This window comes from Vibrio sp. MMH1-50 (assembly GCF_022347645.1).
GTDB lineage: Bacteria > Pseudomonadota > Gammaproteobacteria > Enterobacterales > Vibrionaceae > Vibrio > Vibrio harveyi.
The window spans coordinates 1-15,415 of record NZ_JAKRGG010000008.1 but is presented as its reverse complement, the minus strand read 5'-3'; the positions used below and the strand labels follow the sequence as shown (position 1 = coordinate 15,415).

Annotated in this window: 15 protein-coding genes; 3 read left to right on the top strand and 12 right to left on the bottom strand. The window is 45.4% G+C overall.

Features of this window, described 5'->3' with window-relative positions:
* Positions 1 to 49: 49 nt before the first annotated feature.
* From MHO32_RS08235 to MHO32_RS08225, 3 genes are all read right to left on the bottom strand, one after another.
* Complete coding sequence (locus MHO32_RS08235; protein WP_152163927.1) at positions 50 to 1,738, bottom strand: ABC transporter ATP-binding protein; 1,689 nt, start codon at positions 1,736 to 1,738, stop codon at positions 50 to 52.
* Positions 1,731 to 3,401 carry an ABC transporter ATP-binding protein gene (locus MHO32_RS08230; protein WP_239211151.1) on the bottom strand — a complete coding sequence of 557 codons (1,671 nt, stop codon included), beginning with the start codon at positions 3,399 to 3,401 and terminating at the stop codon, positions 1,731 to 1,733. Before MHO32_RS08230 ends, MHO32_RS08235 begins: the two co-directional genes overlap by 8 nt.
* 215 nt (positions 3,402 to 3,616) lie before the next feature.
* A complete protein-coding gene (locus MHO32_RS08225) occupies positions 3,617 to 4,108 on the bottom strand; it encodes a VOC family protein (RefSeq protein ID WP_101905787.1) in 492 nt (163 codons plus the stop codon).
* A 363-nt stretch (positions 4,109 to 4,471) separates the two neighbouring features.
* Here MHO32_RS08225 and MHO32_RS08220 point away from each other — a divergent pair, with 363 nt between their 5' ends.
* Complete coding sequence (locus tag MHO32_RS08220; protein WP_005447343.1) at positions 4,472 to 4,918, top strand: hypothetical protein; 447 nt, start codon at positions 4,472 to 4,474, stop codon at positions 4,916 to 4,918.
* 35 nt (positions 4,919 to 4,953) lie between these two features.
* On the opposite strand, the gene MHO32_RS08215 is transcribed toward MHO32_RS08220, so the two are convergent.
* The 8 genes from MHO32_RS08215 to MHO32_RS08180 all read right to left on the bottom strand — a co-directional run bounded on the left by MHO32_RS08215 (position 4,954) and on the right by MHO32_RS08180 (position 12,431).
* Positions 4,954 to 5,892: a LysR family transcriptional regulator gene (locus MHO32_RS08215; RefSeq protein WP_005447345.1), complete on the bottom strand. Its 939-nt coding sequence runs from the start codon at positions 5,890 to 5,892 to the stop codon at positions 4,954 to 4,956.
* Positions 5,893 to 5,986: 94 nt separating this feature from the next.
* Positions 5,987 to 7,237 carry a hypothetical protein gene (locus MHO32_RS08210; RefSeq protein ID WP_239211149.1) on the bottom strand — a complete coding sequence of 417 codons (1,251 nt, stop codon included), beginning with the start codon at positions 7,235 to 7,237 and terminating at the stop codon, positions 5,987 to 5,989.
* 62 nt (positions 7,238 to 7,299) lie between these two features.
* Positions 7,300 to 8,028: a class I SAM-dependent methyltransferase gene (locus MHO32_RS08205; protein ID WP_152163924.1), complete on the bottom strand. Its 729-nt coding sequence runs from the start codon at positions 8,026 to 8,028 to the stop codon at positions 7,300 to 7,302.
* Between the two features lie 139 nt (positions 8,029 to 8,167).
* Positions 8,168 to 8,485 (bottom strand): DUF4144 family protein, encoded by a 318-nt coding sequence (locus MHO32_RS08200; RefSeq protein ID WP_069687880.1) that lies wholly within the window; start codon positions 8,483 to 8,485, stop codon positions 8,168 to 8,170.
* 155 nt (positions 8,486 to 8,640) lie between these two features.
* The gene (locus MHO32_RS08195) at positions 8,641 to 9,351 is read right to left on the bottom strand and encodes an HAD family hydrolase (RefSeq protein WP_017189718.1); all 711 of its coding nucleotides are present in this window, start codon (positions 9,349 to 9,351) and stop codon (positions 8,641 to 8,643) included.
* Between the two features lie 204 nt (positions 9,352 to 9,555).
* The gene (locus MHO32_RS08190) at positions 9,556 to 9,846 is read right to left on the bottom strand and encodes a putative quinol monooxygenase (RefSeq protein WP_009695991.1); all 291 of its coding nucleotides are present in this window, start codon (positions 9,844 to 9,846) and stop codon (positions 9,556 to 9,558) included.
* A 143-nt stretch (positions 9,847 to 9,989) separates the two neighbouring features.
* Complete coding sequence (locus MHO32_RS08185) at positions 9,990 to 10,526, bottom strand: DUF924 family protein (RefSeq protein ID WP_009701579.1); 537 nt, start codon at positions 10,524 to 10,526, stop codon at positions 9,990 to 9,992.
* 57 nt (positions 10,527 to 10,583) lie between these two features.
* Entirely contained in the window at positions 10,584 to 12,431 is a 1,848-nt protein-coding gene (locus MHO32_RS08180; protein WP_239211147.1) for a M3 family metallopeptidase, read from the bottom strand.
* 242 nt (positions 12,432 to 12,673) lie between these two features.
* Here MHO32_RS08180 and MHO32_RS08175 point away from each other — a divergent pair, with 242 nt between their 5' ends.
* Positions 12,674 to 13,045, top strand: coding sequence for a hypothetical protein (locus MHO32_RS08175; RefSeq protein ID WP_239211146.1), 372 nt, complete (start codon positions 12,674 to 12,676; stop codon positions 13,043 to 13,045).
* Between the two features lie 79 nt (positions 13,046 to 13,124).
* Entirely contained in the window at positions 13,125 to 14,813 is a 1,689-nt protein-coding gene (locus tag MHO32_RS08170) for an amidohydrolase (RefSeq protein WP_239211145.1), read from the top strand.
* 38 nt (positions 14,814 to 14,851) lie between these two features.
* On the opposite strand, the gene MHO32_RS08165 is transcribed toward MHO32_RS08170, so the two are convergent.
* Entirely contained in the window at positions 14,852 to 15,025 is a 174-nt protein-coding gene (locus MHO32_RS08165) for a hypothetical protein (RefSeq protein ID WP_005428284.1), read from the bottom strand.
* Between the last annotated feature and the right edge of the window lie 390 nt (positions 15,026 to 15,415).

Genomic DNA, 15,415 nt, shown 5'->3' with positions numbered 1-15,415 from the left:
TGTTTTCCTTGAATCTGAATAAGTTAGCACTACTCACAGCGCTGAATTTTTAATTGTTATGTTGAGCTTCCCACAGAGACTGGTAGTGGGAAGAGGTTGCGATTAATTGGTCGTGCGAGCCAAAATTCTCAATGCGACCGTGGTTCATCAAATAGATGCAATCTGCATCAGCAATGGTGTCCAAACGATGCGCTACTGTGATCATGGTTTTTGAGGCAAAACACTCGGTAATGCTATGCAGTATTTCCCGTTGTTTGGGTTGGTCGAGTGCGGATGTAAACTCATCAAGCAGCACAATGGGCGCATCATGAAGCAACGCTCTTGCGAGGGACAAGCGTTGACGTTCTCCACCCGATAAATCCTTGCCATTCTCGTTTATTTCGGTGTTTAGTCCTTGTGGCAAGCGAGCGATCAGCTCATCAAGTCCTGCGGTAGTGATTGCAGTTTCTAACTCTTCGGTGCTCGCGTCTTTTTTGGCGATGAGCAAGTTTTCTTTTAGCGTCCCAGCGAACAATTGCACATTTTGGGTAACGTAGGAGATGTGCTGGTACCAGTGCATTGTCCCTGTTGCTTCTACCGTGCAACCACCAATTCTTACCGCTCCATGAGTGGGGATGTGGAATGCAGCAAGTAAATCTAACAAGGTGGTTTTTCCCGCTCCACTGGTACCGATGAGCGCGATATGTTGCCCATATGGAACCTGCAAATTGATGTCTTTAAGAATGGTGTTGCCATCCAGAGTTAACTCAACTGCTTTGAATTCGATGTCGTGGTGATGTGCTTGAACACCATGCACAGGTTGCTGCGGTTCTTGGCTTAGGGCATATAGACGATCGGCAGATTTAGCCATGTATCTGAGTAACGTAGAGAAAATAGTCATGCGTACAAATGGTCGGATACAAGCGACGGCAGCAATGATTGAAACTAACCACTCCCCGAGCGTAAGGTTGCCCAGGCTCATTAAGTAAGCGCCGAGCGCCGCAACCATCGGAATAGAAAGCTCAAGTAACAAGCTTGCTAAAATGACGCCAATTCCACCAGCCCATTCAACCCCTAACCCTGTTTTGCGCAAGTCTGCTAATTCTTGATTAAGTGGAGTCGCTAATACTTCACTGCGACCAAAGCGTTTTAGCGTTGGTAAACAAGCTATGTATTCGAGCAGTTTGTTGGTGCAAGAAGCGTTTTTATCGACATGGCGTTGTGCTTGCTTGGAAAAGTTATCTTCGAATTTCCACAGCAATAGGCTCGCGATCACCATAACAATCAGCATAAGTGAGGCTAGGTAAGGTGAGCAAAATAGCAGTACACAAAGCATCGCGAACGGAACCACCAAAGCTGCGATCAAGTCAGCAATTAGGTGACTAAAAATGTCTTCGAATGCTTTTAAATCACGAGTAATTAGCTTAATGCGCTCTCCCAGACCTTGCCCCGTGATCTTGGAAAACGGTTGGCTACGAATGTCATGTAGTAGCACTTTTCTCAGTTGGTGAGTAATGTCATAAGCGCCTAAGAAGCTCTGTTTGGTGGATTGTCCTAACCGCCACTGAACGACAACCGTGATAAGTGAAACTGCGAATAGGGCTTCAAGAGAAAGTAACCATGTTTGGGTAAGGGCTCCGAATATCAGTAGCCAACAAAATAATGGCAGAATCTCACTGAACACTTTGCCAGCGATGCCAACCAAAAACGTTTTTGGATTGATATCGGCGTGATCGAGTAGCTTGAGAATGTTATGCACAGACGGTCTCCTCAAGATGAATTTGTTTAAGCTGCCCGTGTGATAATGAAAACGCTCGGTTAGCGATAGTTAATGCTTGTGAACCATGACTGATGACCAATTGGATTTGCTGCGGTGCATGTTGACGTATTGCTTCTAGAACACGATTTTCCGTTACCTTATCTAGATGAGAAGTCGCTTCATCTAAAACCAGAATGGCAGGGCGTACGAGCATGGCGCGAGCGATGGCTAACCGCTGTAGTTCCCCTCCACTAAAATTGCGTTCGGTTTCATCCATACTGGAATACAAACCATTCGGAAGCTGTTCGATAAGTGCAGAAAGTCCAAGCATATCGAGGAGTTTGATAATCACGGAGTCGTGTATCAATCGATCTCCTAAGACCAAGTTTTCGCGTATTGATGCGCTGAAGAAAACAGGGTGTTGGTCGACAACTGAGATAAATTGGCTTCGTTCTCTATCGGACATCGAAGACACGGCTTTTTGGTTAATAAACCAATCGCCTTCGTAAGTTGCTAATTCTCCGTAGAGCGTTGCCAGTAGACTACTTTTCCCTGAGCCTGATGCGCCTTGAATTACGATGCACTCGCCATGAGATAACTGAAGGTTCAGTCCACTGACGATATCGAGTGAGTCACGTTTGACTGCTAAGTTTTCACAACAAAGCTCGACATAAGGCGTTGCAATGGATTTGAAATGTTGATCCGACGTTGCTGAGAACAGAGGTAGTATTCGCTCTACAGAAGAAAAGGACTGCTGCACTTGCCCAAATATCTGTGTTAGATCCAACCATGGTTTAAGGATGCCGGCACAAAGAATCACGATCATCGCGAGCTCGACCGGGCTTAATGAACCTTGGGTCAATTTGACGATGGCGAATGGAATAACAAGAACCAAAGACGCCTGAGCTAAGGTAGTAAAGGTGACCCATGCTCCAACCATTTGGTTGGTATAAGCGTTAACCAGCTTGTGGTGCTTAGTCATGTTATTGCTTAACTGGCGGTAAGAGTCCGCGTCAACGCCGAATAGTTTCATCACGCCGATGCTACGCAAAAACTCTAGTTGCGCTTTGTGCATATTCGCAACGACTTGATTGTACTTTTTTTGTCTATCTGAAAAGCCACGCATCATGACTGTTTGGGCAATCACGGCGAGGGGGAGAGGACTTAATGCGATTAAGCCTAGTTGCCAGTCGATGCTGACCATAAAACCAAGCAAAACAAACGGAAGTAAAGTACCAGTAATAATATCGGTCGTATGATGAGCAATAAGAGGTTCAAGGCTCTGACAATCGTCGCTGAGTCGTTTTTCTATATCTCCACGATGGTATTGCATCAGTTTAGCGGTTGGCATTTCGGACAGAGCACGAACGAGCTTCTGCCTAATGGTCTGAATAATTTGATAAGCCGCAAGGTGCGCCTGCCATACCGAAATCGTATAGAAAAAATAGCGCACACAGACTGCAATGGTCATAAGGGCTAAGTAGAAATAGAGACTTTGGGTATTTAGGTACTTGCTCAATGCGGCGTATAAGCAAATCCAAGTGGCGAGTTCTGCGAACACACACAACACCGCGCTAACACCGGTATAAGTGATGCGTTTTTTTTCCGTTTTTAATAATGAGATGAGTGCTTGAGTGACGCTCATCTTGTCCGTTAGATGCATAGATGACTCCTTAATGGGAGGTATTCTCATCTAAGCGTTATTTTAACAATAGCAATATCGGGAAATAGAAAGCGAATATCGGGAATCTTTATGTGCTAGCAATATTAACGTGGGAGTTAAAAAAGAAGAAATATAGATTGGTTGAGCTTAATAAACTGATGTTATTTAAAAAAGACTGGCTTAGTGCCAGTCCTTTTTTGTTCTTAGACGTTTAATTATTCGTAATCAGACGCGTAAGTATCTTCGTAAGTGTGTGAGTAAAGCTCGAATAGGTTACCAAACGGGTCTTCCATGTAGATCATTTGAGCTTGTTTGCTGTCATCTTCTGGGTGGTAGCGCATGATGTCCATGCGAGCTTTACCACCAAACTCTTCAATACGTTTGATTGTTTGTGGGAACTGCTCTTTCGCTACTTGTAGACAGAAGTGGAAGATGCCTAGGCGAGAGAAGTCTACTTCGTGACGCTCTTGACGCTCTTTCATTTCAAACAGCTCTACACCGATGCCGTCAGACGTCACTAGGTGAGCGATGTTGAAGCCTTTGAAGCCTTCACCGAATACGGCGATACACATACGACCGATTGCTGATTCGCGCTCTTCGATAACTTTTGTGTTGTTCATTACGATGCGAAGACCAAGCGCTTTAGTGTAGAACTCTACTGCTTTGTCCATATCGCCAACCATGATGCCTACGTGATTCATTTTCATAATTCTGCTCCAAAAAACTGTGATGTTTAATTCGTGTTTCGTTTCGATGGAGGTGAGTATATGGAGAATTTCTGATTACATGAAATTATCAATAATTTTTATAATGATAATTTTTTGTTATTGGTGGGTAAGGAGAAGAATAAACAAATGTATTCCGCGAGCTTATCAAACGGTTATCTTATAAATTCCTTTGCTTTTTGATTGTTTTATATCGATTGTGAATGGTTTTGTGAGGTAAACTTCAGGCCGATGTTGCTGCTAGTTATCTGTTTTTATTGATATTAACTAGTTGTGTTTGAACGTTGGTAGTTAGGGTTTTAGGGGAGCCTTAAATCTGAGCTCACATATAAAAGGAATAAGGATTTGTACATTTGGAAAACATCAAAGCTGTCTGAGGAGCTAAGAGACAACAAAGTGCCAGACAGTGATTGGATTAAATACGCTTTAATATTCTTAATCTTTTATACGGTAACCCCGTACTTGATGATCTTGGCACCGTATGCAAGCAATGAAGCTATGATAACTGAGGCTATCGGTATCTTAGTCGTGTCAATTTTGGGGGTAGGTGTCACGTATAGAACGAACAATAGAGATGGTAAAACCTACATTCTTCGCTCTATCGCTTTATCTATCCCTTTGTCTTTTAGGTTTGTCGCTTTATCTGTGCTTGTTGGGATGGCTATCGTATCTTTTGATTTTGGCGATCAACATTATTTTATTATTGAATTACTTTCGACATTCTCTGTTATCGCTTTGCAAGCACTCTACTTTTGGCGCTTGAATGTTCATCTAAAGTACATCAACTCATAGCTTTGCATTTTCTACTTTGGTAACAGGCTCTGAGATTAAGCGTAAGACTGACTGACGATTAGCTCTCTTAACCATTTATGGCTTGGGTCGTTGTCGAGTTGCTTGTTCCAAAGTAGAAAGAACCCACCGGGCTCCATCTCTATCGGGAGCGGCTTGATCACAATGTCTGATTTACCTTCGAACTCGCGGATGCTTTTGTAGGGGTAGGTCAGTACCAAGTCGCTTTTTTCACACAGTTTTACCGCGCTGGAAATGTCGGACATGTTGACGGCGTTATCAATGCGCAGTCGTTTTGTGTCGAGCACCTCGTGCAGTAGCCAACTAGACACACCTCCTGTGATGACTTGTATATGGCGATACTTTAAGAACGCATCAAGGTTCCATTCTTCCTCTAATGCAGGGTGTCCTTTTCTCAATATACATGCCGAAGTATCGCGCATCAGTTCCGCGTAATTCAGTGTGTCAGGGATGGTGTCGACATGGGTTTTCGAACGATCATCAAACTCAAAAATACCGACACCAAAATCGATTTCTCGCCTTTGTAATCGAGTAATACTGCTGTGGCTCCAATCGGCACTTTTGATGGTGATGTTCGGTGCACTGGATAACGCCTGAGGCAGAAAACGTGGGTAAATTGTGGAGTAAGCGGTTTCGATAAGATCGATACTAAAAACGCGAGTCGAGCGTTCTGGGTCAAATTCTTCTGGTTCACGAAGCTGATCAATTTGCATCAGGATTTGTTGCAGTTTGCTCTCCAATGCCAACGCTTTTGGGGTCGGCAATAAACCTTTGGATTCTCGCTCGAATAAGGGGTCATCAAACTCCTGGCGCAATTTAGTAAGTTGTTTACTGACGGCCGATTGAGATAAGAATAGCTTTTCTGCGGTTCTGCTCACGCTGCGTTCTTGCAGTAAAACGTACAGACAAATCAGCAGGTTCATATCATTTTTGATTAAGTGGGATAGATTTATCATGATATTCCTATCATTCAACTTACAAATTGAAGGGTATGAATAGAAACTATATCACTTAATTGAATTGAGCCAGAAATACTGACTCGTTGCCCATTTAATGAATCAAACTGTTGAGGTATTGACTGAGCTCTTTCCTAATCTCTAGCTCTGCTTCCGATAGGTATTTGGGCATGTGTTTATCAACCACGGTAATGTTTCGTTCGCGAACTTGATGGGTATCGCCGATGGCGTCAAATACGCAGCGCAGCAAGTTCATCGATTGTGACATCAAGGCTTCGCTTTCTTGTTGTGAGAGCAAAGGCTCTGCGTCAAAACCAAGCGCGCATAGGATGTCGTTAAAGTGCATTGCATAACCTGAGCCAGAAACATCAAATGTGGTGCTCTTGATGCCATTGGGGCTTCTCTCCCAAAGATAAGGAGGATGCTTGAGTGTGCCAAAGCCAATTGCGATGACGCGGTCTGTGTAGTGCAGTTCCAACCGTCTGTCCCAAATATCACCCGCTTTTCCTGCCTCAATCACTACCTCAATATTGCCCTCCGGAGGTGTGAGTTCGCCTTCGATATAGAGATGGGTTTCAGCGCCTTGTGTATACTCCAATTGCGATTCGTTAATACGTTCGGCACGGATCTGTTTTAGTTCAACTTGCGAGTCTCCTATGCCGGATTTATGCAGGTAGCGAACTAGCCCTGCAATCGCATGAATGCCCATATCAAAGCCATAACCTCCGCCGCCGCTGGTGGCTAAGTTAAGTAGCTTTCTCGCGTTGAGTAACTCAATGCGGTTTTCAAAACGGAAGTCTTGGATTGCTTCATCATTGTCGATGGGGTTGTCGGCTGCAATCGCGATGATCTTCCGCGGGGCAGAGTCAGGTAGTGCGATAGATGAATCGGCAAAGAGTGCTTCCAACGAAGGGGAAACCAAAGCGGTATCAATAAAGTAAAACAGTGCTCCGCGACGTTTAAGCTCAGGGATGACTTGGTTAAAGCCTGTGTCGATTTCAGCTAAAGAGAAGGACGGTTTCTCAACCACAAACAACAGGTTTTGAATGTCGAGGGCATTACTCACTTGTTCAATGATGGAAAGATGTGTGCCGACCGGTGTTAGAACGAAGGTGGCAGCAACGTCAGTGTGTGAATGAGCTTGTAAAAACGCATCAAGATCGGCGTAGCGAGCGGAGTAAGGGAATTGGAACTGCGATGCACAGGACTTGGGATGTTGAACTGCAGGGTCAATGGCGACGACATCAAAGCGAGAACTTAAGGTGTGCAGAAGGTTCTTATACAAACCTACCACAGACGATTTGGCGCTCCCCAATCCACCAAATACCAATACGACCTTGTTCATAAGCGGCTTCACTATTCACACGTTTCATCGTGCCAGATTAACAAATTTTAAGAGCGGATTAGCTACTTTTTACCAATCAATAATCCCACATTTTGTTTTCGCAAATGCAACGCTTTGGTCTTGAGACTACTCAAATTGCCAAAGGCATAGAAGGGAACGTGCAAGACGGTTTTAAAGCCCGCTTCAATGATCATATCGTGCCAAGTAGTACGACTATGGAAGCAGACACCAACGCCCGCAGTGTTCGCACCTAGTCGTTGAGTGAGCGGTGCTAGTAGCTTGGATGAGGTAGATCGATAAATCAGTGAACTGGGTAAATTGTTCACTAAAAGCCCTTCGTAGAAGTTTTCAAACATGACAATCAGCCCTCCTGGGGTTAAATGCCGGTAGGCACAATGAAGAGCCTCTTGCTGTACTTGCTTGGTGGACTGATAGGTGTCGGTAACAAAGTGATGCAAGACCCAGTTGAACTGGATGATATCAAAACTGCTTTCAAGCGCAGCATCTTGGAAAAGGTGGCAGACCAGATGTTTGTTTGGGTTGGGACGGTTTTTGGCGATGAGTGACGCTTCTGGCTCGATAAGCGTGACTTGAGCATTGGGATAATGATTCAAAATCTTATCTGCATACATTCCATTCCCGCCACCTACATCGAGTAGGTGAAAAGGCTGCTGGGTAGGATAGAGCATGTTGAGTTGTTTGGTTAGTACTTCAAACATGCCTTTATCGATGTATTCCGTGTCAAATGAGGTGGTTTGCTGCGCATCCAATTGGCGAACTTTGTCTTGCATGTCATTTTCCTCAAAGCCAAAAGATTGAAGTAGCAAGAATCACTCCGCTGTTTTTAGTGATTATGAGTCTCAAAATGAGAAAGTATCGAAATTCAGGTGCTTATGTTTTTATCTCAGCATAAAAACAAGGGCGTAATTGTTAATCAGCCAACGCTTCAATCGCTTGCTGGACCGACACAAAATGGATTTTGATGATGCAACGTTGTGCTTTGCTAAATTCGTGTTTTTGAATCAGCTCTGTCACTTGCTGCACATTCAATGTTTGTGGCAAAAGACCCAATTTCACCGTGTTGTTGGCACCGGTTTTCAATGCAAAGCAATGACCTTGCGTATCAATCACTATGTCATCCTGACCCCAAATCAACGCTTGGCATTCTGCATTTAGCTGCTTTGGTGAAGCTAAATACACCAGTTCATCGTCACCATCGAGTTTAAGTAAACAAGGCCATGTGATCATTGCGTTACCTTAGGTATTGAGTGTGAATGGTCTGAAGTTGCGCGTGAGCCGAGTAAGCCAGCACAAGGCATGTACGATACACAAAGCCTTAAGAGAGCAAAAGGCTTTCTGTCTTCGAGATGGTTTTCGGGTTTTCAGTGTTGTGCATGTTGAGGCTAAGCGTAATTACCAATGATGTCGATTAAGTCGTCTACTTGATGTGCCACATAATCTGGCTGGGCGTTCCAGTGCTGCGGTTGAGCGCCACTGTACGCTGCTGCTACGGCAATCACTTTGCAGTTGCTACCTAAATGTTGCTCGATATTGCGTGCAAAAAGCGTGTCCGCTTCGTGGTCACCAATGTACATCAGCAGCTGTTTATCCGTGTGCCCAAAGATGGATTCAATGCATTTGATGCCACCAAAAGGATCCGGCTTCTGATGTCCATTGGACACATCATCGTAGCCCACGACGGCTTTAAACGGTGCATTGATTTGGTTGGCGCTAAGTACGTTGCGAATGTTGGATTGCGAGTTCTGAGAGCAGACTCCGTGTGGCAGGTGCGCGAACGCATTCACCACATTGGCAATGCCATTGAATAGATCCACTGGTGTTTGGTTTTGTTCTTGGTGCTCTGCCCACATGGTGCCAGCTATGAGCATTTCGTCTTGGGACATACCATAGTAGTTTACGTACAGTTCTTGCCAGTTTTTCGCTGCGTGATTGGCATGATGATAATCCATTTCACTGCGTAGGTATTTCGGTAAGTTATCCCCGGTCAGGTGCGGCGCTACAACGGACAATATCGCTTTGGTGATGTCGATATTTTTCGGAACAGAATTTACTAGGGTGCCATCGTAATCCCACAATACGGCGTCTAACTTCATGCAAAACCTTTTGATACAGCAGAGGGGGAGTAGCTTTAAATCTTGCCAGTCTTAGGGGGGAGATAACCAGATCTTGCTCATGTTTTCATAAGCTTGCTTTGAATCGCTCGGAAAGGAGGGAAAAGAGAACAAGCGAAAGAAAAACAAAAAGCCAGCAAGGTGATGGTTGCTGGCTTTCTAGTGCGTGCTGCGTAGTACAAGGCGTTAAGCGATGTGCGACATCTCGTTTAGAGTGAAGGTGTCTACCGCGCCTTCTGTTGCTTTCATGTATTGTGCTAGGTGTGCGTTGTCCATGTGCTTGCGCCATAGTTCGCGTGATTCCCAGTTTTCGTAGAAGGTGAAATGCGCTGGGTTTTCGTTATCTTGGTGAAGGTCGTAGTTGATGCAACCTTCCTCGGCACGAGTGACATCAATCAGTTTCAGTAGCTCAGCTTTTACCAATTCTACTTGGTCTGCTTTGGCAATGATGTTAGCGACGATGGTCAATTTAGCCATGGTGGAAATCCTCTGTTGATCGTGATGTATCGTGTTGACGAGGTAAAGATTAGTCGCGAATCACCAAATGATAAACAGCACAATGATTGATTTATTATCAAATATAAATTGATAATCCTGCTTTAATTTTGTGCTAGCTGTGTTTAAAAACTGGAACCAGGCTGCTGTAAGAATTCCACTTCTTCTGCGGTGCTATCACGGTCCAAAATCGCATTGCGGTGTGGATAGCGACCAAAGCGATCAATGATCACCTTATGCTTTAGTTCGAACTCGTAGTTAGATTCTCGCCCAAGCGCTTTGAACAGCTTTTCTGCCTCTTCATGAATCCGCTTAGATTCACTGTGCATAAATGGCATATACAAAAAGCTGCGTTCAACGTCGGTCAATTCTTGGTCCAACCCTAAACGAATCGTCTCTTGCGCCAAGGCAAGTGCGAGGGCATCTTGAGCGAACGCTTTTGGCGTGTTGCGGTAAACATTGCGAGAGAATTGGTCGAGCACAATGATCTCTGCGAGGCGACCTTGTGCCGTCTCTCGCCAGTCAAACAATTCAGATTGAGCGGCTTGCTCTAAGGTGGTGAGAAAGCGCGTTTCGATCTGTTTATCGACGTCTGCATTACTCACAAACCAGTCTTTTGGTTCCAGTTCTTCAAACCAGAAATTCAGGATATCTTGGTACATGGTTGCTTACCTGATAGAAAAAGAGCTAGGAGTATATACCCTAGCTCTTGGTTTCGCTTATCGACCGTAAGTCTCTTCGATGTAGTGCTCAAACTGCTCGCACATCTGCTCGTCTGAGATCGTATTGCTTGCAAGCTCTTTGCTGCCATCCACCACTTTGATGCTGGCATTTAAAGACGCTACCGGAGCACGTTCACGAGTTTGCAGCGAAGCAATCTTCTGCTGCTGAACTTCCCATGCTTGTTCTGGGGATAGGTTACACATGTCTGCCAGATACTTAGCGTTAAAGCCTTCACCCGTGAGACTAACGATAGTCTCGTTGTGCGATAGGTGGTTACCCGCATGCCAATAATGTTTCGCCAGTAGTGGACCAATCTCTGGGTTGTCAGTCAGGTAGCCAAACTTATCGAGGAAGTAAGCGCGAGTCTGGTAAACCGCCATATGTGCTAGCAAGTAACCGTGGTAGGCACACGCTGCTTCATCAGACAGAAGGTGTGGAATCGCCATCAATGGGCGTGGGCTGCACTCCAAACCAAGGATTTGCTTTTCGCAATCGCGTGCCAGCTTTGTGATGCGTTCTGGCGTCAGTTCTTCATCGCTTAATTGGTAAAGTGCGCGTTCAAAATACGGCACGACCAAAATGCTGCGCTCTTCATACGCTTTGAATGGCTGACGGCTGTTTATCATCGCTTGGATGATCTCATCCGGTACTGGGTTACCTTCTGCGTCCAACGCGTATTGTTTTAGCCAATCGGCATCGGTCAGCAGGCTGTCACAGAACATAGATTGTGTTTCTGCGTATGCCATGGAAGTTGGTGCGAACTCTTGAGAGAAACACGGCGCGTTCATCTTGACGTTAGCGAAATGCGCAGCGTGACCACCTTCGTGGAACAGAGTATTGATGCCATCATAGCCGCTGCCCACTTGGTCTGGCTTCGCGTTACTGGTGAAGTTTACCTGCGCGGCAACCCATTCGCCTTGGTTGTAGAACGATGGGATAGGGCCATGACAGAAACCGTTCGGGTATTTGCCTTTACGATCAAGCAGGTCTAGCGTCAGCTCTGCGCCTGAGTATTCGATGTTTAGGCGACCGAATGATTCTACCCAGCGACGTAGTGATTTTGAAAACGGTACGTACGGGTCTAAGTCACGCATGACGTCACCGGCGAACGAGTACACAAAGTTGTAGCCAGTCAGTGCGCTTTGACCTTTCTGCTCTGCAAGGTTTGCCAAGCTGCTTAGGTGGGCATCGCGCGTGCGCAGTTCAAAGTCATCTAAGATGCTGAACAGTTGCTCAGAGCTCATCTTTTCCGTCTTCTTCACTGAGTAGTCAAAGAAGGTTTCGTAGCCCAAAGAACGTGCGAATTGGTTACGCAGCTTGATCAGCTCAATAAAGCCGTTTTGAAGCAACCATTGCTCAAGGTCGAGTAGTGTTTGGTGTGCTGATTGACGCACTTCTTCGTGATTATTGGCGCGAATGGTCGAAGACAATACTGGCAAAGAGCCCTCGGCTTGTTCACCGTTTTCATTGGTAAACGTCAGGACGTGATTTTGCTTTTTCTCGAACAACTCGGCTTCAAATGCAATCAGAGCATTCTTTTGGGCTTGAGCTTGTTCGCCTTCAATCGCATGAGATTCAAATGTTGCCAACCATCCTTGTAAACCAATTTGCGTTTGCTGTTTCTCTTGTGGATTAGCGATCGCTTCAGCCGATTCAAGTTGCGCTTTGATGGCTGAGATTTGTTCGGCGTTGCTTAAGAAATTGGTCCAAGCGGTTTGTGCTTTTGTCGAACCATCGTGGTCGTCGCTGATGCCCATGTAGGTTTCCCAAAAGAAGTCTTCTTTGGTGCGATGGATAGCGAGGTAACGTTGGTTGAGGTCGTTTAGGTATTCCGTTGCAGTCATTTTGATCCTTCAAATGTTTGCTTTATTGAGGTTTTTATCGTCGTTGATTATGGCACGCCTAAGCAGCAGAAAGGAATGCGAAATCCATTTGTCTTCTTTATGGCTTGTAAACAGTAATTTACCGCACTTTTTACATGTGCAGACGTCAGTCACAAAGTTTTTCCGTTTTTGATTAGAAATCGTGGAGCGCAGTTTATAAAATTCGGTCTTTCGCAGTGGTGCTAAAGGTAAGGAAAACAATAATGAAAACAAGAATAACAATGGGTCTAATAGGTCTAACATTAGCAGGATGCTCAACGACGCTGCCAACCAATGACCGAGTTCAGGTCATCGAAAAAAACTGCGCTGTGATACTGAGTGAATCGGCAAACGCAGAACAGCGTCAGAATGCCTACAACCAGTTAATCGAAAGCTATGGTGAGCGTTATGTGGATGCCAACAATCCAAAACAGTCGGCAAATTGGAACTTGTTTCGCCAAAACGTCATTCATGATGAAAATGGTCAGTTAACGCGTGAATTTATCGAAGTGAGTGACTGGGGTTGTGCGAATGGCAACTATCTAGAAGAGGTGCGTCTGTTTGTAGAGGAAATCCAAGCAAGCGCTCAGAAATAATGACGCCTAACCCGCACCGACAGCAAACTAAACCAGTTTGCATATACTCAATGTGTTAGCGAATACAACGGAAGGTGTCATGTTAACTCCTCATAGACGGATTCTTGGTGCTGTGTTGCTGTCTGCATTTAGCGCATGGGCGAATGCTGCTGAGCAAACGGCAGACATGGTGTACATCAACGCTGGTATTTATGGTCATCCGCAAGCCGATGCTGTCGCCGTGCGTGACGGGCGGATTGCTTTTATTGGCGATAAAGCCAAGGCACAAGCGTGGGTTGGTGATGGCACGGAAGTGGTGGATTTAAGCGATACCTATTTGTTACCGGGCTTTGTCGATAACCACAACCATGTGTTTGAGGCGGCTTCCGAAGCAGGCGGTACGTGCTTGTTGCAAGCTGGCGTAATGTTGGATGAGCAAATCCCACAACTGCAAGACTGCAAAGAGTTTGTCCAAGATGGCGAGTGGTTGATGGGTTACGGTTTTACGCTTGATGCTACTTTGTCGGAAGAAAACCAACGCACACCTCTCGAAGTGATCGATGAGGTGTTTCCTGATACGCCTGTGGTGTTAATGGAGCAAACCTCTCACTCGATGTGGGTTAACTCGGCTGCGCTGAAAGTGGCGAACATTGATAAAACCACGTCCGATCCGCAAGGCGGTCGCATTCTCAAAGATCCGGATACAGGCGAGTTGAATGGCATCTTGCTCGATAACGCGGGTGATTTAGTGATGGAGCTGGCTTGGAACAGCATGAGTGCGCAGTTTGCGGTGAGCTACCAAGGCTTGTTGACCGGATTAGAAGAAGCTGCGCTCTACGGCATTACCACAATTGGTGATGGACGAATGTACTGGAAGCGAGGTTGGTATGAAGTATGGAAAGAGAGCGAAAAACGAGGCGATTTGACCGCTCGTGTTTCTTTACGACCATGGATCTATCCGACCGACAGCATGGACTCTCAACTGACGTATTTGAAACGCATTCAGTCCGACGACACCTCTCGCTTGTTACTGGTAAACCAAGTCAAAATGTACAGCGATGGTATCTTTATAAATGGCACCGCAAAAACCCTTGCACCTTATCTTGATACTTACTTGCCTGATTCACCATATGGGTTGAATTACATCTCACCAAAAGTGATGCCTGAATGGCTAAACAAGCTCGATAAACTCGGTTACAGCGCGCACATTCATGCTATCGGAGATGGTGGCATTCGCGAATCACTCAATGCGATTGAAAAAATGCGCAGCCAAGGTAACCAGCGTCGTTATACTTTGACGCATGTGGAACTGGTGAACAGCAAAGATGTACCAAGGTTTGCCAAGTTGGACGTTACGGCAGACTTTCAAGTCGGTTCCGATTATGTGGCGTATCACGATCATCAATGGGCAGAAGCCTTTTTAGGCGCTAAGCGAACTAGAGCCTTAATGAACCTACGCGCGCTTTATAATACTAAAGCTAACGTGACGTTAAGCAGTGATTGGAATGTGCATGATTTGAACCCATTGGTTGGCATCTCCAACAGTTTGGTGATGGGAGATACTGGCTTGCCAAACGTTACCGCCGCGATTGATGCATATACAATTCATCCGGCTTACAGTTTGGGTTTAGAGAAGGACATTGGCTCAATAGATGTTGGGAAATCGGCAGACTTTGCCGTATTGGATCAAGATATTACCCAATTGAAAGCACAAGACATAGCACAAGCGCGTGTCCTCATGACAGTGCTGCGCGGGGAAGTGGTGTATGAACAAATTGATGATGAATAAGCCGAGCGATGATTCACTCGGCTAAAAGGTTCTATAGATTATTCTTCAGGGTATTCGCCCATACCTTGCGTTTGTCCTTCTGCTTTCCAATGTTCGCCTGGATCAAAGGCTTCATCGCATAGATCGACGGTGTAGCCCATTTCGGTTATTTCTTTCAAGGTGAGGTTGTCAGCAATTTTGGCAATGTCGCCCGCCTTGTTCCGCAGTTCCATAGTCTCCCTCCGGTCACTGTTTGGTTGTCGGTTCAAGTCGCGCCAAGTACAAAAACTTGGGTGGCTCGACTATAAGTATAAGCAGTGATGGCTGACTTTTTGGCTTAATAGCCGTAAATAATTTAAGGTTATACCCAAGTAACCTCAAGATGCTAGGTTCAGCGAGAATGACTTGGTTTGTAGACGCGGCGCCGATTTAAAGATCTAGTCATTCTAAATCAAGAATCGGCAACAAAGTATACAAGCCAAGGCCCTTACTATTTGCAAAGAGTGCCCTTTGGGAGCGTGTCTTTGACTCGCTTTTTTAGTCAAACAAATGGCTGCGTCAAACAACTTGGAAAGAGCTAGCTATTACACTGCGTTGTTTTCCTTACTCTCGAATCAATGACA

What these genes read in the sequence shown, in the direction of transcription:
- MHO32_RS08230 (WP_239211151.1), bottom strand. Translation starts at nt 3,401, where the DNA reads ATGCATCTAACGGACAAGATGAGCGTCACTCAAGCACTCATCTCATTA.
- MHO32_RS08225 (WP_101905787.1), bottom strand. Translation starts at nt 4,108, where the DNA reads ATGAAAATGAATCACGTAGGCATCATGGTTGGCGATATGGACAAAGCA.
- MHO32_RS08215 (WP_005447345.1), bottom strand. Translation starts at nt 5,892, where the DNA reads ATGATAAATCTATCCCACTTAATCAAAAATGATATGAACCTGCTGATT.
- MHO32_RS08210 (WP_239211149.1), bottom strand. Translation starts at nt 7,237, where the DNA reads ATGAACAAGGTCGTATTGGTATTTGGTGGATTGGGGAGCGCCAAATCG.
- MHO32_RS08205 (WP_152163924.1), bottom strand. Translation starts at nt 8,028, where the DNA reads ATGCAAGACAAAGTTCGCCAATTGGATGCGCAGCAAACCACCTCATTT.
- MHO32_RS08200 (WP_069687880.1), bottom strand. Translation starts at nt 8,485, where the DNA reads ATGATCACATGGCCTTGTTTACTTAAACTCGATGGTGACGATGAACTG.
- MHO32_RS08195 (WP_017189718.1), bottom strand. Translation starts at nt 9,351, where the DNA reads ATGAAGTTAGACGCCGTATTGTGGGATTACGATGGCACCCTAGTAAAT.
- MHO32_RS08190 (WP_009695991.1), bottom strand. Translation starts at nt 9,846, where the DNA reads ATGGCTAAATTGACCATCGTCGCTAACATCATTGCCAAAGCAGACCAA.
- MHO32_RS08185 (WP_009701579.1), bottom strand. Translation starts at nt 10,526, where the DNA reads ATGTACCAAGATATCCTGAATTTCTGGTTTGAAGAACTGGAACCAAAA.
- MHO32_RS08180 (WP_239211147.1), bottom strand. Translation starts at nt 12,431, where the DNA reads ATGACTGCAACGGAATACCTAAACGACCTCAACCAACGTTACCTCGCT.
- MHO32_RS08175 (WP_239211146.1), top strand. Translation starts at nt 12,674, where the DNA reads ATGAAAACAAGAATAACAATGGGTCTAATAGGTCTAACATTAGCAGGA.
- MHO32_RS08170 (WP_239211145.1), top strand. Translation starts at nt 13,125, where the DNA reads ATGTTAACTCCTCATAGACGGATTCTTGGTGCTGTGTTGCTGTCTGCA.
- MHO32_RS08165 (WP_005428284.1), bottom strand. Translation starts at nt 15,025, where the DNA reads ATGGAACTGCGGAACAAGGCGGGCGACATTGCCAAAATTGCTGACAAC.